The sequence below is a fragment of the Curtobacterium sp. MCLR17_051 genome (genome assembly GCF_003234395.1).
Lineage (GTDB): Bacteria > Actinomycetota > Actinomycetes > Actinomycetales > Microbacteriaceae > Curtobacterium > Curtobacterium flaccumfaciens.
In genome coordinates this window covers 37220-58102 of record NZ_QKTA01000022.1, presented here as the reverse complement: position 1 = coordinate 58102, position 20883 = coordinate 37220, and the positions used below count along the sequence as shown (strand labels likewise).

The 20883-nt window shown below is 72.9% G+C and carries 16 protein-coding genes; 10 read left to right on the top strand and 6 right to left on the bottom strand.

All coding sequences use genetic code 11. The annotated features are described in order from the left end of the window. Positions 1–664: YitT family protein (locus tag DEJ06_RS15905; RefSeq protein WP_220036967.1), on the bottom strand; the 664-nt coding region annotated here is incomplete at its 3' end. Between the two features lie 61 nt (positions 665–725). On the opposite strand from DEJ06_RS15905, the gene DEJ06_RS15900 reads away from it, so the two are divergent. From DEJ06_RS15900 to DEJ06_RS15890, 3 genes are all read left to right on the top strand, one after another. Further along, complete coding sequence (locus tag DEJ06_RS15900; RefSeq protein WP_258372510.1) at positions 726–2177, top strand: PLP-dependent aminotransferase family protein; 1452 nt, start codon at positions 726–728, stop codon at positions 2175–2177. 108 nt (positions 2178–2285) lie between these two features. Next, positions 2286–2960, top strand: a complete 675-nt coding sequence (locus DEJ06_RS15895) for a DUF6518 family protein (RefSeq protein ID WP_111039951.1) — start codon at positions 2286–2288, stop codon at positions 2958–2960. A 77-nt stretch (positions 2961–3037) separates the two neighbouring features. After that, positions 3038–6499, top strand: coding sequence for an efflux RND transporter permease subunit (locus DEJ06_RS15890; RefSeq protein WP_111039950.1), 3462 nt, complete (start codon positions 3038–3040; stop codon positions 6497–6499). Here DEJ06_RS15890 and DEJ06_RS15885 read toward each other — a convergent pair. Continuing rightward, a complete protein-coding gene (locus DEJ06_RS15885) occupies positions 6496–6792 on the bottom strand; it encodes a hypothetical protein (protein WP_111024960.1) in 297 nt (98 codons plus the stop codon). The genes DEJ06_RS15890 and DEJ06_RS15885 overlap by 4 nt on opposite strands. Before the next feature lie 110 nt (positions 6793–6902). Next, positions 6903–7919, bottom strand: a complete 1017-nt coding sequence (locus tag DEJ06_RS15880; protein WP_111091869.1) for an alpha/beta hydrolase — start codon at positions 7917–7919, stop codon at positions 6903–6905. A gap of 106 nt (positions 7920–8025) precedes the next feature. Here DEJ06_RS15880 and DEJ06_RS15875 point away from each other — a divergent pair, with 106 nt between their 5' ends. Beyond that, complete coding sequence (locus DEJ06_RS15875; protein ID WP_181436862.1) at positions 8026–8880, top strand: polyphosphate kinase 2 family protein; 855 nt, start codon at positions 8026–8028, stop codon at positions 8878–8880. Positions 8881–8889: 9 nt separating this feature from the next. Here the strand turns inward: DEJ06_RS15875 and DEJ06_RS15870 are convergent, their stop codons facing one another. Beyond that, complete coding sequence (locus DEJ06_RS15870; RefSeq protein WP_111039949.1) at positions 8890–10050, bottom strand: mannosyltransferase family protein; 1161 nt, start codon at positions 10048–10050, stop codon at positions 8890–8892. Between the two features lie 101 nt (positions 10051–10151). Here DEJ06_RS15870 and DEJ06_RS15865 point away from each other — a divergent pair, with 101 nt between their 5' ends. Together DEJ06_RS15865 and DEJ06_RS15860 are read left to right on the top strand one after the other, a co-directional pair. Then, complete coding sequence (locus DEJ06_RS15865) at positions 10152–10868, top strand: polyprenol monophosphomannose synthase (protein ID WP_111039948.1); 717 nt, start codon at positions 10152–10154, stop codon at positions 10866–10868. 274 nt (positions 10869–11142) lie between these two features. Next, positions 11143–13302 (top strand): DEAD/DEAH box helicase, encoded by a 2160-nt coding sequence (locus tag DEJ06_RS15860; protein WP_111039947.1) that lies wholly within the window; start codon positions 11143–11145, stop codon positions 13300–13302. Between the two features lie 157 nt (positions 13303–13459). On the opposite strand, the gene DEJ06_RS15855 is transcribed toward DEJ06_RS15860, so the two are convergent. Next, a complete protein-coding gene (locus DEJ06_RS15855) occupies positions 13460–13969 on the bottom strand; it encodes a DinB family protein (RefSeq protein WP_071406037.1) in 510 nt (169 codons plus the stop codon). Between the two features lie 36 nt (positions 13970–14005). Further along, on the bottom strand, positions 14006–14584 hold the full coding sequence (locus DEJ06_RS15850; protein ID WP_111039946.1) for a MarR family winged helix-turn-helix transcriptional regulator: 579 nt from the start codon (positions 14582–14584) through the stop codon (positions 14006–14008). A gap of 208 nt (positions 14585–14792) precedes the next feature. On the opposite strand from DEJ06_RS15850, the gene DEJ06_RS15845 reads away from it, so the two are divergent. The 4 genes from DEJ06_RS15845 to DEJ06_RS15830 all read left to right on the top strand — a co-directional run bounded on the left by DEJ06_RS15845 (position 14793) and on the right by DEJ06_RS15830 (position 20875). Further along, positions 14793–15392 (top strand): hypothetical protein, encoded by a 600-nt coding sequence (locus tag DEJ06_RS15845; RefSeq protein WP_110858866.1) that lies wholly within the window; start codon positions 14793–14795, stop codon positions 15390–15392. 68 nt (positions 15393–15460) lie between these two features. Next, entirely contained in the window at positions 15461–16660 is a 1200-nt protein-coding gene (locus tag DEJ06_RS15840) for a S24/S26 family peptidase (protein WP_111039945.1), read from the top strand. Positions 16661–16721: 61 nt separating this feature from the next. Next, the gene (locus tag DEJ06_RS15835) at positions 16722–17885 is read left to right on the top strand and encodes an exonuclease SbcCD subunit D (RefSeq protein ID WP_111039944.1); all 1164 of its coding nucleotides are present in this window, start codon (positions 16722–16724) and stop codon (positions 17883–17885) included. Beyond that, positions 17885–20875: an AAA family ATPase gene (locus DEJ06_RS15830; RefSeq protein ID WP_111039943.1), complete on the top strand. Its 2991-nt coding sequence runs from the start codon at positions 17885–17887 to the stop codon at positions 20873–20875. The genes DEJ06_RS15835 and DEJ06_RS15830 overlap by 1 nt, the downstream gene beginning before the upstream one ends. Positions 20876–20883 lie beyond the last annotated feature (8 nt).

Sequence of the window (20883 nt, the reverse complement as noted above, 5' to 3'; positions counted from 1 at the left end):
CTCGGAGATGTGTATAAGAGACGGGTGTGGCGACGTTCGCTGACGGCGCCGGCGCCGTGCGCTCGGGGCTCCACGGGAACCGGCGGAAGTAGGGCATGAGCGGCTGGACCATCGGGCCGATCGCGAACGCCGCGATGACGGTGCCGGCACCGACGTCCCCGCCGAGGATCCACCCGACGATCACCACGGTGACCTCGACCAGGGTCCGGGCGAGCCAGATCGGCCAGCCGAGCCGCTGGTGCAACCCCACCATCAGGCCGTCCCGAGCCCCGGTGCCGAACCCCGCACCGATGTAGAACGCCGTCGCGACCGCGAGCAGCACGAGTCCCGCGACGAACAGCCCGATCCGGGCGACGATCCCCGACGGCTCCGGCACCAGCCAGAGCACCAGGTCGGCACTCGGCCCGATCGCCAGGGCGTTCAGCAGCGTCCCGATGCCCGGCTTCTGGCGGAGCGGGATCCACAGCAGCAGGATGACGCCGCTCGACACCACCGTGATGACGCCGAACGACCACGGCACGACGTTCTCGAGTCCCTGGGTCAGCACGGTCCACGAGCTCACGCCGACCACCGCTCGGACCTGCAGTGCGGTCGAGGCGCCGTAGAGGAACAGTCCGACGAAGAGCTGGACGAAGCGCAGGGTGAGAGCGGTGCGACGGGGCATGTGGCCATCGTCCCGACAGATTGGCCTGCTCGTCGAGAGCCAATCGCGCTACCGTGGACCCGTGCCCCCTGTCCTGATCAGTGCCCGCGCCGCCTCCCACCTGCTGACCGACTGGCGCGCCGGGACCGACGCCCCGGCCTACGAGGCGCTCGCCGATGCCCTCCGGGTCCTCGTCATCGACGGACGGGTCGCCCAGGGCGTCCGGCTGCCGGCCGAGCGCGGACTGGCCGCAGCCCTCGGCGTCTCGCGCACCACCGTCGCGAACGCCTACGCCCGCCTGCGCTCCGACGGGTTCCTGGTGTCCGTCCGTGGCTCCGGCAGCGTGGTCCACCTGCCCCGTGACCTGGTCGGGCGGCCCGACCCCGAACGCCTGGGCGGAGTCGTCGAGGGGGACCTGCTCGACCTGCGCAAGGCGGCCCTGCACGCGGCCCCCGGCATCGACGAGGCGGTCGAGCGGGCGGTCCGGCACGTGCCCGCGGCGCTCGCCGGGATCGGCTACGACACCGTCGGCGACCCCGGCCTGCGCGCCGCGATCGCCGCGCGCTACACCGAGCGCGGACTGCCGACGGAGCCCGCCCAGGTCATCGTCACCCTCGGCGCGCAGCACGCGATCGCCCTGCTCGCGCGCGTGCTCGTCCGCCGTGGCGACGCCGTGCTCGTCGAGTCCCCGACCTACCCGCACGCGCACGAGGCCTTCCGCGAGGCCGGAGGCCGCCTGGTCGGCGTCCCCGTCGACGCGCGGACGGGGTGGGACGCCGCCGCGCTCGAGACGACGCTGCGTCGCACCGCGCCCTCCGTCGCGTACGTCATGCCCGAGCTCCACAACCCGACCGGTGCGACCATGTCCGCGTCGACCCGCCGGCTCCTGCTGTCGGTCGCGTCCTCGGTCGGCACGGTCGTCATCGCCGACGAGACGATGGGGGAGCTGCGGATCGACGGGGAGCCGTCGCCGCCGTTGGCGGCGGCGGACCCGTCGGGGTCGTCGGTCGTGATGATCGGTTCCGCCGCCAAGGTCTTCTGGGGCGGCCTGCGGATCGGCTGGATCCGTGCCGACCCGGCGTTGCTGCAGCGGCTGCTGCTGGCCCGCCCCACGGGCGACCTCGGCACCCCTGTGCTCGACCAGCTGGTCGTGCGCGAGCTGGTCCCGCGCACGGCGGCCTTCCTGGAGGCGCGGCGTGCGTCCCTGCGCGAAGGTCGCGACGCGGTCGTGGGGGCGCTCCGGGCGCGGCTCCCGGAGTGGGACGTCCCGGCGCCGGCGGGCGGGTTGACGACGTGGGTGGGGCTCGGCCGACCGGTGTCGAGCGCGCTCGTGCTCGCCGCGCGGGCCGAGGGAGTGGTGCTGGCCTCGGGCGGGGTGTTCGGGCCGGACGGTGGGTTCGAGCGGTTCCTGCGGGTGCCGTTCACGATGGCGCCGGCCGATCGGGGGCGGTTGGTGGACGTGCTGTCGCGGTCGTGGGAACGGGTGGGCGGCGAGACGAGCGGGGTGCGGGGGTCGTTGGCGGCGGTGGTCTGAGCGGTGCGTCGTCCGGGGGTCGGCGTCATCCTCTGGGGTGAGGTCGGGTCGGGGGTTCTCGCTCCTCGGGGTGATGCGGCTCCGGTGGGGTCCGGCGAGGCTGGTGCCATGAACGCGACCCTGTCCGCCGGAACCCGCTCCGCTGTGCCGACGTCCGTCGAGCCGCCCGCGGCGGTCCCCGCCGTGGTGCGGGTCACCATCGCGCTGAGCGGGGCGTTCCTGGCGGGCGTCCTGACCTCGTTCGGGCAGGCCGTGCCCGCACTCGCCTCCGTGTCGAACTCGGCCGGGCCGTGGTTCCTCGTCGCCGCGCTGCTGTGCCTGGTCGCCGGAGCACGAGGGGGCCGGGTCGCCCTGCCGCTGGCGATGGTGCTCGGCGTCGTGCTCCTCGAGCTCATGCACGTCGGGTACTGGGCCACGACGGTCCTGCGCGGGTTCCCCGACGTGCTGTCGATCACGAACCCCTGGGTGCTGCTCGGGGTGCCGGCCGGGCTGCTGGCCGGAGCGGCCGCCGTGGCGGTGCGGTCCCACGAGGCCCGGTGGCGCGCGGGGGCGCTCGGTGTGACGGCCGCGGTGCTCGTCGGCGAGGGGATCCGCGGGCTGCTGCAGGTCGCCGCGACGACGGGGCACGTCACCTGGGCCGTCGAGATCGTCGTCGGGGTGGTGCTCCTCGGCACCGGGGTCCTCGGCACCCGCTCACCCGTCGGGCGCGTGGTGGCGCTCGGCACCGGGGTGGTCGGGACGGTGGCGGTGCTCGGGGCGTACCTGGTGCTCGGCGGGTTCTGATCCTGCAGTCCTGATCCGACGGCGGGTTCTGGCTGCCAGCCGAACGTTCGTCGGTCGGTCCTGCGAGGATCGATGACGTGCACCTCCTCTCGGTCTTCAGCCTGCGCAACCGGGCCCTCATCGCGCTCGTCACGATCGTGGTCGCGGTCTTCGGCGGCATCGCGCTCTCGAGCCTCAAGCAGGAGCTGATCCCCAGCGTCGAGTTCCCGCAGGTCGCGATCGTCAGCGCCTACCCCGGAGCCACGCCAGAGGTGGTGTCGAACGACGTCTCGACCAAGATCGAACAGGCGATCCAGGTCGTCCCGGACCTCGAGTCGACCAGTGCGACCTCGTCGACCGGGCAGAGCGTGGTGTCGGCGTCGTTCCAGTACGGATCGAACCTGGCCAGCGCCGAGGACAAGATCCAGACCGCGGTGAACGCGCTGTCGCTGCCCGACTCGGTGCAGACGCAGATCGTCACCGGGTCCTTCGATGACCTGCCGGTGCTGCAGGTCGCCGTCTCGGCGTCCGGCAACCAGGAACAGCTCGTCGACCGGCTGCAGGCCTCGGCGATCCCCGACCTCGAGAAGCTCGACGGCGTGCGGCAGGCGGACGTCTTCGGCAACCCGGGTCGTCGCGTCGTCATCACGCCGGACCAGGACGAGCTCGCCGCCCGCGGCCTCAGCCAGACGGCGATCTCGGACGCGCTCGACGACAACGGCACCCTGATCCCCGGCGGCACCATCACCGAGGACGGCTCGACCCTGTCGGTGCAGACAGGCGAGCGGATCGCGTCACTCAAGGACATCCGCGCCCTGCCACTGACGAGCTCGTCGGGGTCGTCGGGTTCGGACGGTTCCGGGGCGGGCGCCGCCGGTGCCGACGGGACGGCCTCGTCCGGTGACGGCACGGCTGCGGGTGCGACCGGCACGGGGGCGACCGGCGCCGGTGCGACCGGGACCGGCACGGCCGCGACCGGTGCCGCGCCCACGGGTGACGCCGCGACGGGCGGGTCGACGCCCGCGGCCACGCCGACGGACACCACCCTGGGCGACGTCGCGAAGGTCGCCATCACCGAGTCGCCGCGCACCTCCATCAGCCGCGTGGACGGGCAGCAGGCGCTGACGATCTCGATCACGAAGACGCAGGAAGCCAACACCGTCGACGTCTCGAACACCGTCCGCGACGCCCTGCCCGGCATCGAGGACAAGATCGAGGGCGACCCCCGCTTCACCGTCGTCTTCGACCAGGCGCCCTACATCCAGCAGTCCATCGACTCCTTGGCCGAAGAGGGCCTGCTCGGGCTCGCCTTCGCGGTGCTCGTCATCCTGGTGTTCCTGCTGTCGTGGCGCTCCACGCTCGTCACCGCGATCTCGATCCCGACGTCGGTGCTCCTCGCGGCGATCGGCATGCGCGCCGCCGGGTACACGCTCAACATCATCACGCTGGCGGCCCTCACGATCGCGATCGGCCGCGTGGTCGACGACTCCATCGTCGTCATCGAGAACGTCAAGCGGCACATGCTCCCCGGCGTCGACCGCGGCCAGGCCGTGCGGGACGCCGTTCGCGAGGTCGCCGGAGCGGTCACCGCCTCGACCCTGACGACCGTCGCGGTGTTCCTGCCGGTCGCCTTCGTCGCAGAACTCGTGGGGGAGCTGTTCCGACCGTTCGCCGTGACGGTCACCCTGGCGCTCGTCGCGTCGCTGTTCGTCTCGCTCACCATCGTGCCGGTGCTGGCGTACTGGTGGCTGCGCCCGCCGAAGGCGAAGCCGGGCGACGCGACGGCGGCAGCGGAAGCGCCCACGGACGCGGAAGCGGCACCGTCGGCGATCGATGCCGAGCGCGGGCACGAAGGCGACCGCTCGGAGGGTGCGCTCGCCTCCGCCGCGGACCTGCACGACGCCGGCCGGGTCGACCGCCTGCGACGCGTCTACCTGCCGGTGCTCCGGTGGGTCGTCCGCAAGCCGGTCGTCGTCATCCTGCTCGCCGTGATCGTGCTCGGCGGAACGGTCGCCACGCTGCCGTTCGTCACCACGAACTACCTCGGCGACTCGGGGCAGAACACGTTCACGGTCACGCAGGACCTGAAGGCCGGTTCGAGCCTCGCCGTCCAGTCCGAGTCCGCACGCAAGGTCGAGCGAGCGCTGCAGGACGTCGACGGCGTCGAGACCGTGCAGACCACCATCGGCACGAGCGGCCAGTCGATCCAGGCGGCGTTCGGCGGGGGCGGCAGCGCCTCGGTGCAGTACGCCGTCACGACCGACGCCGAGGCCGACCAGCCCACGATCCAGGCCGACGCCCGGAAGTCGATCGGCGCGATCAAGGACGTCGGCGAGGTCACCATCGCGTCCTCCGGCGGCGGGTTCGGTGGCAGCAGCGACATCGAGGTCGACGTGACCGCGCCGACCCAGTCGCAGCTCGAGACGGCGTCGCGCCAGGTGCTGCAGACCATGCAGTCGGTCCCGGACACCACGGGCGCCACGAGCAACCTGTCCGCGGCAGAACCGTTCCTCGCCGTCCGGGTCGACCGCCAGAAGGCCGCGTCACTCGGCCTCACCGAGACCCAGGTGGGTGGCCTCGTCGCCGCCGCGGTCTCGCCGCGGGACACCGGCAGCATCGAGATCGACGACGCGACGCTCGACGTCTACATCGCCGACCCGGAGCCGCCGACCACCATCGCCGCGCTCCGTGCCCTCGACGTGCCGACGAGCACCGGAACGGTCCCGCTGTCCGACGTCGCCACGGTCGAGGAGTCCGAGGGCCCCACCACCGTCACCACGACGAACGCGGCCCGCACCGCCACGATCACCGTGACGCCGGACGCCACGAACCTCGGTGCGGCCGTGCAGTCCGTCACGACCGCCGTCGACGAGCTCGACCTGCCGAAGGGTGCGACCGCCTCGATCGGTGGCGTCGCCGCCAGCCAGTCGTCGGCGTTCTCGCAGCTCGGGCTCGCGGTGCTGGTCGCCGTGCTGATCGTCTACGTGATCATGGTCGCGACGTTCCGGAGCCTGCTCCAGCCGCTGCTGCTGCTCGTGTCGGTGCCGTTCGCGGCGACGGGCGCGATCCTGCTGCAGATCGCGTCGGGCGTCCCGATCGGTGTCGCGTCGCTGATCGGTCTGCTCATGCTCGTCGGCATCGTCGTGACGAACGCGATCGTGCTCATCGACCTCGTCAACCAGTACCGACGGCGCGGGTTGCGGGTGCGCGAGGCGTTGATCGAGGGCGCCACACGACGCCTCCGTCCGATCCTGATGACGGCGATGGCGACGATCTTCGCGCTGCTGCCGATGGCGATCGGGCTGACCGGCAAGTCCGGCTTCATCTCGCAGCCGCTGGCGCTGGTCGTGATCGGCGGCCTGGTGTCCTCGACGCTGCTGACGCTCGTGGTGCTGCCGGCGCTGTACTTCGTCGTCGAGCGGGCTCGCGAGCGCAACGACGACCGGATCGCCGCGGGCAAGACCCGGAAGCAGGCGCGCGCCGAGCGACGCCAGGAACGCGTGGAACTCCGGCAGGAACGACAGCGGCGACGAGCGGCGCGTTCCGGCAGCGCTGCCTAGCGGCGGTACTCGGCGTCGATCGCCGCGAGGGGCGACACGACGACGCGCTCGGTCCGCTCCTCGCGCTCGACGGCCCGGAACCAGGACACCAGCACGAGGGTCAGCGTCACGAGGAACACCACGGCGGCGACCTGCGACACGACGGCCAGCTGTCCGGTGACCGAGGCGTACCCGCCGAACGACACCGCGGCGACGAACGACAGCCCGAGCAGCAGCTCCCCGAACGTCTGCAGCGCAGGGCGGTCCCAGCGGGTCGCAGCGGCGCGGGCAGGGCGGGTCGAGGTGTCGGTCACCCCCGAAGTCTGCGGCCAGGGGGTCGGCAGCGGCAGTCCCGACTCCGGGTGGCACCCACCCGGGGCACGCGGTCGGACGCCCTGCGCGGTCGGCCGGTCGGCCGCCGCGGTCAGCCCAACTGCGTCCGCAGGAACGTGACCACGCGGCGGCTCATCGCCTCGTCGAGCTGGGCGATCGAGTGGGCCGTGCCCTCGACCGCCACGAACGTCACCGGGACGTCGTGGGACCGGAGCGTCGCGGCGAACTCCTGCGACTCCCACATCGGGATGAACTCGTCGGTGGAGTGCCCGATGAAGAACGGCGCGGTGTCCGAAGTGACGTGGAACTCGGGCGACGCCCGCGTGGCCGCCGGACACCTGGCGTACGACCGGCACCCGAGGTAGAGCAGCTGCTTGCGCTGGAAGGCCGCGGACACCCCGTCGGGCTCGGTGGACCGGGTGGTCAGGTTCGTCGGCCCGCTCAGGTCCACCACGGCACGGATCCGGTCACCGTCGGCGTACGCGGCGGAGTCGTGGTCGGTGACGGCGAGCATCGCGGCGAGGTTGCCGCCCGCGCTCCCGCCGAACACGCCCACACGCTGGGAGTCGACGTCGTAGGTCTCGAGCGTCGCGGGACGGAACACGTAGTCGAGCGCACGGCGGACGTCGTCGAGCCCGGCCGGAAACGGATCCGTCGGGGCCAGGCGGTAGTCGACGTTGAACGTCACGAAGCCCTCGGACGCCAGGTACTTGCACACGGACCGGTACGCGGCCGTCGCCTTGTCGCCGTGCGACCAGCTGCCGCCGTGGATCATCAGGACCGCCGGGCGTCCGGTGGTGGCCTCGACCGCTTCGGCATCAGGGTCGGCGGTGGCCGAGGCGGACGGCGTCGCGGTGGGCGTCGCCGTCGTCGCGGGGTCGCTGTCGGCGGGCAGGCACACGTCGAGGCGCTGCAGCGGGTCGGTGCCGTAGGGCACGTCGGCCACCACGTCGATGCCGTGGTAGCGCAGCGACAGCGGGTAGATGACGCTGTCCGCGGTCACGGTGGCGTTCTCGTCGCCGACCGGGTCCGTGCTGCAGGACGCCATCGCGCCGAGCGCCACGACCGCGGCGACGAGCGCGAGCACTGAGCGGCGGCCGGACTTCATCACGTCCACGCTAGCCGCCCCGGCGACCGCCCACGTCACCCGAGCGGAGGACGGCAGTGCGAGGATGAGCACGGCAGCCGCCGACCGGAGCACCGCAGGAGGACCCGTGAGCAATCGCAAGGCCTGGAACGCCGATCCCGAACCACTGCTCCGCGTCGAACCCGGGTTCCGCCTCGACCAGGTGGACCCGGACGGCACCCCGGGCTTCCCCGGCCGAAAGATCGACGGCCTCGAGGCCCTCGCCGCCGGCGCCTCCCGTCTCGCCGCCCTGCAGGAGCGCCTGTACGCGGCATCGACGGCCGGCGACGAGCGCCGGGTGCTGCTCGTGCTGCAGGCGATGGACACCGCGGGCAAGGGCGGCATCGTCTCGCACGTCGTCGGTGCGGTCGACCCGAACGGCGTGCACTACGCCGGCTTCAAGGCCCCGACGGCCGAGGAGCGCGAGCACGACTTCCTCTGGCGCATCGAGAAGCAGCTGCCGGCAGCCGGGCAGCTCGGCGTGTTCGACCGCTCGCACTACGAGGACGTGCTCGCTCAGCGCGTCCGCGGGCTCGCCGCGCCGGACGAGATCGAACGCCGCTACGGCGCGATCACCGCGTTCGAGGACGGCCTCGCCGCCTCCGGCACGACCATCGTCAAGGTGATGCTGCACATCTCGAAGGACGAGCAGCGCGAGCGTCTCGGCGACCGGCTCGACCGCCCCGACAAGCACTGGAAGTTCAACCCGAGCGACATCGACGACCGCCTGCTCTGGGACCGTTACCAGCAGGCGTACCAGATCGCCCTCGACCGCACGTCGACCCCGCAGGCGCCCTGGTACGTCGTCCCTGCGAACCGCAAGTGGTACGCCCGCCTCGCCGTGCAGCAGCTCCTGCTCCGGGCGCTGGAGGACATGCACCTGTCCTGGCCCAAGGCGGACTTCGACGTCGCCGAGCAGCGTCGGCGGCTCGCGGAGTCCTGAGCCACCGGCTCAGGGATTGTGGGTGAGGAACAGCACCCACACCGCCGCGGGCTGCGCGAGCACGCAGCCACCGAGCACGACCCCCCGTCGCAGCGCGGTGCGGTGCAGGATCGGCGCACCGAGCAACGGGGCCGCCGGCAGCAGCAGCCGCGGCAGGCTCTGTTGGGGCAGGAACGTCGCGAAGAGGTAGAGCAGGTACGACGTCGAGCCGAGCAGCGGCACCGAGCCGATCCGGCGGGTCGAGCGTGACGACAGCCACCACCCGGTGGCGCCGACCGCGACGAGCACAGCGACCACGCCGAGCGCGCCCGCGACCCGGTCGGCCTGCAGGAACCACGGTGTCAGCGGCACGAAGTGCTGCACGTCGAGGTGGAGCCGCCACCACGCGAGTTCGGTCTGCAAGTAGGCGTCGGGAACCCCGGTGACGAGCGCCGCGACGACCGGCCACGCCAGGCCGGCCGCTGCCGTGACGACGCCGGTGACGACGATCGCGACACGCTCCCGCACGGGCACCGGGTCGTGCTGCACGAGCCGGAGCACGGCGTGCAGCGCGAGCGCCAACGGGATCGCGAGCGCCCCGGGCCGGGTGAACGCGAGAACCGTGACGATCGGCAGGACCGTCCAGTAGCGCCGCCGCTGCATCGCGATGAGTGCGGCGAACGCGAGCAGCAGGCCGAGCGACTCGGCGTAGGCGAGCTGCAGGACGAACGACATCGGCCCGAAGGCGAAGAACACGCCCGACCACAGCGCGGTGGTCCGTCCGACATGTGGACGGACCAGGACCATGAGTGCGACGGACGCCGCGCCGCCGAACGCCGTCGCGAGCAGCACCGCGACCACCGCGGGGTCGGCGCCGGTCATGCTGGCCGCCCGCACGACCGCCGGGAACACGGGCAAGAACGCCCAGGCGTTCTGCTGGACGGCGCCGGTGTCGTCGACGGGCAGCGCGCTCGGGTAGCCCTGCCGCGCGATCTCGAGGAAGTACTGGCCGTCCCAGGCGGTCGAGCGTTCGAAGAACCCCTTCCAGCCGAGCGGGTTGCCGAACCCGACCGGGTCGCTGAACGCGAACCCCACCGTGAGCGTGACGGTCGTCACGACCCGCGCGAGGGCGTAGAGCGCGAGGGTGATGAGGCAATCGGGCAGTGTGCGGGTCGCCGTGCTGTCTCGCATGCTGGCCTCCGTGGTGTCGTTGCGTATATGTTGTTCTGATATCCAATTCGAACCACACGGCAACGGGGTAATCCTCGAAACTTCGCAGTGGCGGTGGAGGGGTGCTCGTCGTCATCCCCACGTACGACGAGCGCGAGAACATCGAGTCGGTCGTCGCCCGCGTCCTCGCGGCACGCCCCGAGGTCACCGTCCTGGTCGTCGACGACGGCAGCCCGGACGGCACCGGCGCGATCGCGGACGACCTCGCCCGGGACGACGAGCGTCTGCACGTCCTGCACCGCACCGAGAAGGCCGGTCTCGGTGCCGCCTACCTGGCGGGGTTCGCCTGGGGGCTCGAGCGCCACCACGACGTCCTGGTCGAGATGGACGCCGACGGTTCGCACCGGCCCGAAGAACTCGGCAGGTTGCTCGAGCGCTCGGCGGCGGGTGCCGACCTGGTCATCGGCTCGCGCTGGGTGCGCGGTGGCTCGGTCGTGAACTGGCCGTGGCACCGGATCGCCCTGTCGCGCGGCGGCTCGCTCTACAGCCGGCTCGTGCTCGGTGTCCGGGTCCGCGACCTCACCGGGGGTTATCGCGCGATCCGCGCGGACCTCCTCCGTTCGCTCGTCGCCGAGGGCATCGCCTCGGCCGGCTACTGCTTCCAGGTCGACCTCGCCCGACGCGCGCTCCGGGCGGGTGCCGTCGTCGCCGAGGTCCCCATCACCTTCGTGGAGCGCGAGCGGGGCGAGTCGAAGATGAGCGGGGGGATCGTGGTCGAAGCACTCGTGCGCGTCACCGGGTGGGGGCTGCAGCGGCTGTTCCGGCTGGGCTCGCCGTGACGCGTCGCGTCCGGTGCGGCCAGGAGGCGCGGATCACCCCGATCGACCGGCCTGCGTTCGCCTCGGGGCTGGCGTCACGGCACCGGCTCGCGTAGACTCGCTCGGTCGGCCTTCGACGTCGTGACATTGTGATCACGGAAATTCTGCTGGGTGTGTGTTGCTCGAGGGCTGGAATCACGTCGACTCGCGACGGGATGAACCCCCTCTCCGCAAGCAGCCCCCGCCGATGTCGCTGTCGGGCGCTGCGGTACGTTGCGCACCCGAGAAAGCAGCCATGGCCCCGTACAACAAGGGCGGCGCGGACAACCGCGCCTCCGACCGCGTCCGCCACCCGAACGGCACCCCCGCCGCCCGCAGCAGCAAGCACCGCGGGTTCCGCGCCGCCGACTCGTCGCAGCCGCGCCAGAAGCAGCGCTGGGACGCCGAGGAGCGTCGCGGTCGCGCGTCGCAGGGCGAGCGTCCGGCCCGTCCGAACTGGGAGCCGCGTGACAGTGGCGGCCAGCGTCGCCCCGACCACGACGACCGTGGTGGTCGCGGCTTCAACCGTGACGACCGCGCCCCGCGTCGCTTCGATCGTGACGACCGTGCGCCCCGTCGTGACAACGACGACCGTCCGCGTCGTTCGTTCGACCGCGATGACCGCGCTCCGCGTTCGTTCAACCGTGACGACCGTGCGCCGCGCAGCTTCAACCGCGATGACCGTGCGCCCCGTCGTCACAATGACGACCGTCCGCGTCGCTTCGACCGTGACGACCGCGCCCCGCGCAGCTTCGACCGTGACGACCGTGCCCCGCGTCGTGACAACGACGACCGTCCGCGTCGTTCGTTCGACCGTGACGACCGTGCGCCCCGTCGGGACAACGATGACCGACCGCGTCGTTCGTTCGACCGTGACGACCGCGCGCCGCGCAGCTTCAACCGCGATGACCGTGCGCCCCGTCGTGACAACGACGATCGTCCCCGTCGCAGCTTCGACCGTGATGACCGCGCTCCGCGCAAGTTCGACCGCGACGACCGCGCTCCTCGTTCGTTCAACCGCGACGACCGCGCGCCCCGCCGTGACAACGACGACCGCCCGCGTCGCTCGTTCGACCGCGACGACCGCGCTCCGCGCAAGTTCGACCGTGACGACCGCAGCGACCGCACCCCGCGCCGCTCGTTCGACGAGCCCGAGCGCGGCAAGTTCGTGCCCGCAGACGACGTCAAGCTCGAGAAGCTCCAGGCCGAGGCCACCATCGCGGCCGACGTCGAGGGCGTGACCTTCGGCGACCTGGGCATCGGCGGCAACATCTCCCGCGCCCTGCAGGAGCTCGGCGCCTCGAGCCCGTTCCCGATCCAGGCGGCGACGATCCCCGACGTGCTCGCCGGCAAGGACGTCCTCGGCCGTGGCCGCACCGGCTCCGGCAAGACCATCGCCTTCGGTGCGCCGCTGGTCGAGAAGCTCATGGAGCACGGCGGCGGCACCAAGCGCAAGATGGGCCGCGCCCCGCGTGCGCTCATCCTCGCGCCGACCCGTGAGCTCGCCCTGCAGATCGACCGCACGGTGCAGCCCATCGCCCGCTCGGTCGGCCTGTTCACGACGCAGATCTACGGCGGCGTCCCCTACGGCCGCCAGGAGGGCGCACTCGAGCGCGGCGTCGACATCATCGTCGGCACCCCCGGCCGTGTGCAGGACCTCATGAACAAGGGGAAGCTCGACCTCAGCGAGGTCATCATCTCCGTGCTCGACGAGGCCGACCACATGTGCGACCTCGGGTTCCTCGAGCCGGTGCAGGAGATCCTCTCCGCCACGGCCGAGGTCACCCCGCAGGGCAACCGCGCGCAGAAGCTGCTGTTCAGTGCGACGCTCGACACCCAGGTCGCGGCGCTCGTCGAGCAGTTCCTGCACGAGCCGAGCGTGCACGAGGTCGCGGGTGAGGACCAGGCGTCCTCGACCATCGACCACCGTGTCCTCGTGGTCGAGCAGCGCGAGAAGGACCGTCTCCTCGAGGAGCTGGTCGCCGGCGACGGCAAGACCATCGTCTTCGCCCGGACCCGCGCCTACGCCGAGCGTCTGGCCGACCAGTTCGAGGACGCAGGCATCCGCGCGACCTCGCTCCACGGCGACCTGAACCAGTCGCGCCGCACGCGTAACCTGCAGCTGCTCACGAGCGGCCGCGTGAACGTGCTCGTCGCCACCGACGTCGCCGCACGCGGTATCCACGTCGACGACGTCTCGCTCGTCGTGCAGGCGGACGCCCCGGACGACTACAAGGCGTACATGCACCGCTCCGGCCGCACGGGTCGTGCCGGCAAGGAGGGCACGGTCGTGACGATCGTCCCGCGTGGCCGCATCCGCAAGATCGAGGGCATCCTCGAGCGCGCCGAGATCGAGGCGGACCTGGTGCAGGCCGCACCCGGTGACGGCATCGTGTCGGAGCTCGCCGCGCGCTAAACGCGACCAGACGACGGACGGGAGGGACGGTACCAGCTGGTACCGGGCCTCCCGTCCGTCACATGGTGAGCACCAAGGGTCGGGTCGCGACGTCGGACCCGACCATTCCTGCTCACGAAGCGACCGCGCGACCGCGCGACCGCGCGGCCGCGCGCGCTCAGCGGTTGAAGAACAGCAGCCCGCGCACGAAGCCGGCCTGTCCTGCGTGCTGCGTGCAGTCGTCCAGGATGCTCACGAGCCGCGCGCCGGCCGTGACGGGCGGGTCCCACGCGTCGTCGACGACGGGGTCGAGGTCGTCCGGGCCGAGCGTGCCGAGGTACGCGACGGTGCGCTCGTGCACCGCACGCAGGTACCCGGTGAGCAGCTCGGCAGAGGCCCGAACCCGCCCGACGTCGTCGCGGGACATGCCGTAGCCGAGCGCCTCGGCCGGGAACGGCAGCCCGAACCGGTCGTACCAGCCGTCCGCCGTCCAGACCTGCTCGGAGCCGGCGAGGTCGGCGATCTGCACGTCCTGGCCGCGGGCGATGTGCCACGCGAGCCACGCGAGGGTGTTCGCCCCGGCGGCCGGTCGTGCCGCGAGCTGGTCTTCGGAGAGCCCGTCGACGGCCCGCTCGACCGTCTCGGGGACGCGGGAGAACGCTTCGGTGAGGAGTTCAGAGGGGGTCATGGCGCTCACGCTACGCGCGGGCCGTGACACCGGCTGTCACACGGCGGCGCTGCGGTGGTGGCGCTCCAGGGCGGCGCCGAGGCCCTCGAACGCGGCGGCGACCACGGCGCGGTCGGACGGTGCGACGACCTGCCGGAACGCGTCGGAGTACACGGCGCCGACCTCGCGGGCGACTGCCGTGCCCGACGGCGTGAGGTGCAGCAGCACGCTCCGGCGGTCCTCGGGGTTCGGGCGACGCTCCAGGTGTCCGTGCTTCTCGAGCCGGTCGATCAGCGACGTCATCGCGCCGGTCGTGAGTTCGAGGTACTCGCCGGCCTGCTTCGGGGTGACGCCGTGGCCGTCGGCGGCGCTGAGGAAGAACACGAACCGGGTGTCCGTGGCGTTCAGTGCGCGGACCGTGCTCTCGTGGTGCAGGACGCGCGCGTGCTGCATCTGGAGCACGCGGAAGGCGGTGAGCAGTCGCGGCAGGTCGGCGTCGGGGTCCGTGTCGGCGGTGACGGGGTCGAGCGCAGTGACGTCGGGCGACATCGGTGCCGGCGGTGTGGTGGGGGCGACGCGTGCCGCGGGGACGGCGGGAGCGTGCGGGGGGAGGACGACCGGGTCGGTGTCCGTCATGGGAGCTCTTCTCGGGTACAGGGTGGGAACTTCAGTCAACAAGTAACTCACTCGTCAAGATACCCCCATCAGTGGGGACATCTCAGGTCTTGTGAGCTGCTCGAGGGCCAAGTAGCTTGATCGTCGTACCACCTCGGCACGTAGCGCGACCAACCACCGCGGGCCCGTCCGAACCACCGATCAGATCTCTTCCTCACGGAGTCCAACCATGTCTCGTGTCACGCCTCGTGCTGCCCGCCTCGCCGCCTGGATCGCCATCCCCGCCGCCCTCGTCGCCTCGGGGGTCGTCGTCTCGACGGCCTCGTACGCGGCCTTCTCCTCGACCACCGTCAACCCGACGAACAACTGGACGGCCGGCAGTGTCGCCCTGTCCGACGACGACAACAACACCGCGCTGTTCACGGCGAACAACCTGAAGCCCGGCTCGACCGGTGCGAACTGCATCGCGGTGACCTCGACCGGTTCGCTGCCCTCGGCCGTGAAGCTCTACGGCACGAACGTCTCGACCACGAAGGACCTTGCGGCGAACGTCAACCTGACCATCGAGCAGGGCACCGGCGGCGGCTTCGGCTCCTGCTCCGGCTTCACCCCGGCCGCCACCGGCGGCTCGCTCTACAGCGGCACCGTCGCGGGCTTCGGCGCCGCCTCGACCAACTACGCGACCGGCGTCGGCACCTGGGCCCCGACCGGCACCGCGTCCGAGACGCGCGTCTACCGCGTCACCTACACGGTCTCGAGCACCGCCCCGAACACCGTGCAGGGCGGCACCGCAGCCCTCGGCTTCACCTGGGAGGCCCAGAACAGCTGAGCCGGGGCCGGGGCCGAACCAGCCCCGTCCGTTCCCTCCCCGCAACGCGCCCCCGGTCGAAGGCAGTCATGAGCAGCATCGCAGTGCACGGTGGTCCCGCACCGCACGCAGCGGTCCGTGACGCCGTCGACTGGGGGCGCGTCGTCGTCGCCACCCTCGCCCGCGGCGTGGTCGCGACGCTGCTCGGACTCGCGCTCTGGGCGGCCGCGCCGGCGCTCATCGGGTGGCAGCCGACCACCGTGATGACCGGTTCGATGGAGCCGCGGATCGTCCCCGGTGACGTGGTCGTCTCGCGTCCGGTCGGCTCGGGCGAGATCGCGACGGGCAAGGTCCTGCTGGCCGACGACCCGGACCAGGCGGACCACCTGCGCATGCACCGCTACGTCGAGGACGGCCCCGGCGGCACCATGGTCACGAAGGGCGACGCCAACCCGCAGCAGGACTCCACGCCGATCGAGCGCTCCGCCGTGCACGGCATCGCCTTCCTGCGCATCCCGTTCATCGGGACACCGATCCGCTGGATCAGCGCGGGGGAGTGGGGCCTGGTCGCGATGCTCGCGCTCGGCCTGACCGCGGTGCTCGCGCTCTGCACGATCGACGGGTCGCTCCGGCGACTCGTCGAGGACGACGACGAGACCGACGGCGCAGCCGGTGGTCCGGACGACGTGGCCGGCCCGGACGACGCCACCGGTCCGGTGGACGGTGCCGACGACGGCCTGGAGGCACGGGACGGCGCCGCCACGGGCCTCCCGACCGCCGCGCCCACCGTCCTCACCCGTCGCGCGCTGCGTCGACGAGTCCGTCGCAGGCGGCGCCTGCGCCGCGTCGGCGGGGGCGCCGCGGTGCTCGCGCTCGCGGCGGCCGCCGGCGTCCTGCTGCCCGGAGCGGCGGACGCGGCCCCGTGGTCGCGGACCACCGTCGCACCGACCGCGGCCTTCACGGCGGGCACGGCGACCGGTGTCCCCACCCTGACCTGCGCCCCCGCCGGGTCGAACACGGTGACGATCGCCTGGACCTACGACAACGGCGCGACCGTGCCGGTGTCGTTCGACCTGATGAACGGGACGACGCAGGTGGCCAGCACGACGACCGTCGGTGCCCGCTCGATGGTCTACGGGGGCGCCGGACTCCTGAACCTCGGCACCACCTACACGCTGCACCTCCGCACGAACCTCGGCAACAACTGGACGGCGACGAGCACACCGACCGTCAAGGTCCGGGTCGTCTCGGTGCTGGGCCTGGCGTCCGCCAGCTGCGTGACCGCCTGAGTCCTCCACAGGGCACCGCGAGGTGTCCGGAGATGTCCCCGGCCGGCGTTACCGTGGCCGCATGCGCATCCTGCACACCGGCGACTGGCACCTCGGCCGCACACTGCTGGGTGCCGACCTGCTCGAGCACCAGGCCGCGTTCACCGACTGGCTCGTCGACCTCGCCCGGGAGCGCGCGGTCGACCTCGTCGTCATCGCCGGCGACGTCTACGACCGTGCGATCCCGCCGGTGGACGCCGTCCGCATGCTCTCCCGCGTGCTGGAACGACTCGCCGAGACCACGACGGTGGTCCTCACGCCGGGCAACCACGACTCCGCCGCGCGGCTCGGCTTCGGTGCCGGCGTGATGGGGCAGCGCGTGCGCATCCTCGCCGAGCCCGCCCACGTGGCCGATCCGGTGCTCGTGCCCGACGACGACGGCCCGGTGGCCGTGTACGGCATCCCGTACCTGCACCCCGACCTCACGCGGTACGCCCTGGCCGCGGTCCCCGACGAACCCCTCGCCCGCTCGCACCACGCCGTCGTGCACGCTGCCACCGAACGGATCCGCGCCGACCTGGCGACGCGGGCCGACACCCGGAGCGTCGTCGTCGCGCACGCCTTCGTCGGGGGCGCCGACCCGAGCGACAGCGAGCAGGACATCCGCGTCGGCGGGGTCGACCGCGTGGCCGAGTCGGTGTTCGACGGGTTCGACTACGTCGCCCTCGGGCACCTGCACGGCCCGCAGCGCGTCGGCGACGACGGCCGGATCCGGTACGCCGGGTCGCCGCTGGCGTTCTCGTTCGGCGAGCGGCACCAGCGGAAGTCCGTGACGATCGCCGACCTCGACGCGGCGGGTGCCGTCACCGTCGAGCTCGTACCGACCCCGGTGCCGCGGCGGCTCGTCGACGTGCGGGGCAGCATCGACGCCATCGAGTCCGGGGAGTTCCGGGCCGATGCCGACGCCTGGGTCCGCGTCGCGGTGACCGACACCGTGCACCCGGAACGCATGTACGCCCGCGTGAAGGACCACTTCCCGCACGCCCTGGCGATCACGCACGAACCGGCGGACCGGCCGGCCGCCACCGCCGCGCGGGCCGTCACCGCGACGTCCGACCCGGTCGAGGTCGCCGGCGACTTCGTGGCCTTCGCCACCGGCGGGCTGCCCGACGACGACGAACGCGCGGTGCTGACCGAGGCGTACGAGGCCGCGGTGCTCGCCCTGCAGCGTGAGGGGGACCGCTGATGTACCTGCACCGACTCGAACTGCGCGCCATCGGGCCCTACCCCGACCTCGTGACGATCGACTTCGCGGTGCTGGCCGCCTCCGGGGTCTTCCTGCTCGAAGGGCCGACCGGTTCCGGCAAGTCGACGATCATCGACGCCGTCGTGTTCGCCCTGTACGGCGGACTCGCCGGATCCGACGCCAGCTCCGACCGGCTGCACAGCCAGCACGCCGACCCCGCGGTCGAACCGTTCGTCGAGCTCGTGTTCGAGACCGGTGCGGGTACGTACCGGGTCCGGCGCACCCCGCAGTACGACCGCCCGAAGCAGCGGGGGACCGGCACGGTGAAGCAGCAGGCGTCCGTGCAGCTGTTCCGGCTCGCCGCGCCGTCCGACGTCGCCGGCGAGCCCATGTCGTCCCGCATCCCCGAGGTCGGGGTCGAGATCGCCCGGATCGTCGGGCTCGACCGCGCGCAGTTCCTGCAGACCGTGGTGCTGCCGCAGGGCGAGTTCGCACGGTTCCTCCGCTCCCCGGGGGAAGACCGCCGGAAGCTCTTGCAGTCGCTGTTCGGCACCCAGGTCTACGACCGCACCGCCGACGAGCTCGCCGCTCGCCGCCGGGCCGTGCAGGCCGAGGTCGAGGGGGCCGACGACCGCGTCCGCGAGGCCCTGGCCCGGTTCGCGCAGGCGGCCGACCTCGCTGACGCCGACGAGTCCGTCGTCCCCGGCACGGTGGCGTCCCTCCGCGCGACGGCCGACGCCGCCGGGGCGGCCCGGACGGCTGCGGCTGCCGCTGCGACGGCGGCGACCGAGCACGAGCGATCGGTGACGGCCCGTGCGGCCGCCCTCGAGCGACGAGCGGGGCTGCTGCGGCGGCAGGCGGTCCTCGAGGACGACGCCCCGGCGATCGAGCAGGCACGGGACGCGGTCGCGACGGCCGAGCGCGCCGCCCGGGTCGCCGCGGTGGCCGACGGCCTCGACGCCGCGACCGTCCGGGCGGACGACACCGCCGCGGCAGCCGCCCGGTTGCGCGAGCAGCACGCACTCGGCGCCGTCGACGCACAGCAGGTCGCCCGGCGCCGCGACTCGCTGACCGACGCCCTGTCCGACGTCCGGCACCTCCTCGAGGTCGAGGCCGATGCAGACGCCAGGCGCACCGCCATCGCCGAGGCCACTGCGACCGCATCGCGCCTCACCGACGACCTCGCCGCCCTCGACACCGCGCTCGAGGCCCGGCCGACGGAACGAGCCCGGATCGTCGAGGCCGCCCGCACCGCCTCGACGACCGCTGCCGACGCCGACGCCGCCGCGCACGAGGTCGCCCGGGTGCGGTCGCTCCGCGCCGACCTGGCCGCCCGCGACCGCGCCGAGCAGCGCGTCGCTGGTGCCGAACGCATCGTGGCCGATGCCCGCCGTCGGGCCACCGAGGCGCTCGATGCCGAACGCTCCCTGCGCGAGCGCCGTATCGCCGGGCTCGCTGGAGAGCTCGGTGCCGCGCTGACCCCCGGCGACCCCTGCCCGGTCTGCGGATCGACGGCGCACCCGTCGGTGGCCGCGCCGCAGGACGACCACCCGACGATCCAGGCGGTGGAGTCAGCGGGCGACGCCACGCGTCTGGCCGACCAGCAGCTCGCCGACGCCGCGGCCGACCTGGCCGTCGAGCGCGCCGAGCACCTCCGACTGACCGACGTCGTCGGCGCCGTCGACACGGTCGCCCTCGACGCCATGGCGGTGGCCGCCGACGAGCGGGTCCGAGCGGCGCACGACGCCGCGGCGCTGGTGCTGGAGCACGAGCGCGAGCGGACGGCGCACGACACCGCGACGCGGGCGCTCGAGCGCGAGCGGAACGACCTCGACGCCCGGCGCACGGTGCTCGCGTCGACCGCGGCCTCCGACGCCGAGCGGCTCGAGGCCGACCTGCGATCCGTGCACGAGGCGATCGACCGGCTCGCAGCACTGCTCGACAGCGACAACGGCAGCTCGCCTGCGTCGCTCCGGGCCGTGGTCGACGAACTCGACGGACGGCTGACGGTGCTCCGCGCCGTCGCCGAGGCCGACGACCGCGCGGCTGCCGCTGCCCGCGCCCGCGACGAGCGCAGCGCCGAGGTCGCCCGGGTCCTCGACGAGCAGGGGTTCCGCGACGTCGACGCCGCACGAGCCGGCCTGCTCGAGCCCGACACCGTCGCACGCTTCCGCAGCAGCATCAGCGCAGCCGAGGCCGAACGCGCCGTCGTGCGGGCAGGGCTCGACGACCCCGCGGTGGTGCAGGCCGCCGACGACGATCCGGAGCAGCTCGACGTACCGGCGGCCCAGGCCGAACGGGTCCGCGCAGCGGCCGAACTCGACGAGGCCACCCGGCTCGCGGTCACCGCTGCCCACCGTGCCGAAGCCGTCGAGCAGTGTGCGACCGAGGTCGACCGCACCGTCCGTGCGCGACAGGAGACCTCGGCCCGCAGCCGTGCGGTCGTCCGGCTCGCCGACGTCGCGAACGGGGTGGCATCGGTCAACCCGACCGGCATCACGCTCGGCACCTACGTGCTCATGCGGCGCTTCGAGGACGTCGTGGCGGCGGCGAACGACCGGTTGCGCGGCATGCTCGCCGGGCGCTTCACCCTCGAGACCTCCGACGAACGGGAATCCGGGTCACGGGCGCGACGGACGGGGCTCGCCCTCGCCGTGCACGACCACACGACCGACACCGTCCGCGATCCCCGCAGCCTGTCCGGCGGCGAGACGTTCACCGTGTCGCTGTGCCTGGCGCTCGGGTTGGCCGACGTCGTGCAGGCCGAGGCTGGCGGGGTCTCGCTCGGCACCCTGTTCGTCGACGAGGGATTCGGCACGCTCGACCCCGAGACCCTCGACGACGTCATCGGGCAGCTGTCGCGACTGACCGCGGGCGGGCGACAGGTCGGGATCGTCAGCCACGTCGAGGAACTCAAGCAGCGGATCCCGGAGCGGATCGCGGTGCGACGCACCCCGGCCGGCGGGTCGCAGGTGACGACCACGGTCTGACCCGACCC

Bases quoted from the DNA above. Each gene is read 5' to 3' on its own strand.
- DEJ06_RS15835 (WP_111039944.1), top strand. From the start codon at position 16,722: ATGCGCATCCTGCACACCGGCGACTGGCACCTCGGCCGCACACTGCTG.
- DEJ06_RS15845 (WP_110858866.1), top strand. From the start codon at position 14,793: ATGTCTCGTGTCACGCCTCGTGCTGCCCGCCTCGCCGCCTGGATCGCC.
- DEJ06_RS15840 (WP_111039945.1), top strand. From the start codon at position 15,461: ATGAGCAGCATCGCAGTGCACGGTGGTCCCGCACCGCACGCAGCGGTC.
- DEJ06_RS15860 (WP_111039947.1), top strand. From the start codon at position 11,143: ATGGCCCCGTACAACAAGGGCGGCGCGGACAACCGCGCCTCCGACCGC.
- DEJ06_RS15830 (WP_111039943.1), top strand. From the start codon at position 17,885: ATGTACCTGCACCGACTCGAACTGCGCGCCATCGGGCCCTACCCCGAC.
- DEJ06_RS15895 (WP_111039951.1), top strand. From the start codon at position 2,286: ATGAACGCGACCCTGTCCGCCGGAACCCGCTCCGCTGTGCCGACGTCC.
- DEJ06_RS15880 (WP_111091869.1), bottom strand. From the start codon at position 7,919: ATGAAGTCCGGCCGCCGCTCAGTGCTCGCGCTCGTCGCCGCGGTCGTG.
- DEJ06_RS15855 (WP_071406037.1), bottom strand. From the start codon at position 13,969: ATGACCCCCTCTGAACTCCTCACCGAAGCGTTCTCCCGCGTCCCCGAG.
- DEJ06_RS15850 (WP_111039946.1), bottom strand. From the start codon at position 14,584: ATGACGGACACCGACCCGGTCGTCCTCCCCCCGCACGCTCCCGCCGTC.
- DEJ06_RS15870 (WP_111039949.1), bottom strand. From the start codon at position 10,050: ATGCGAGACAGCACGGCGACCCGCACACTGCCCGATTGCCTCATCACC.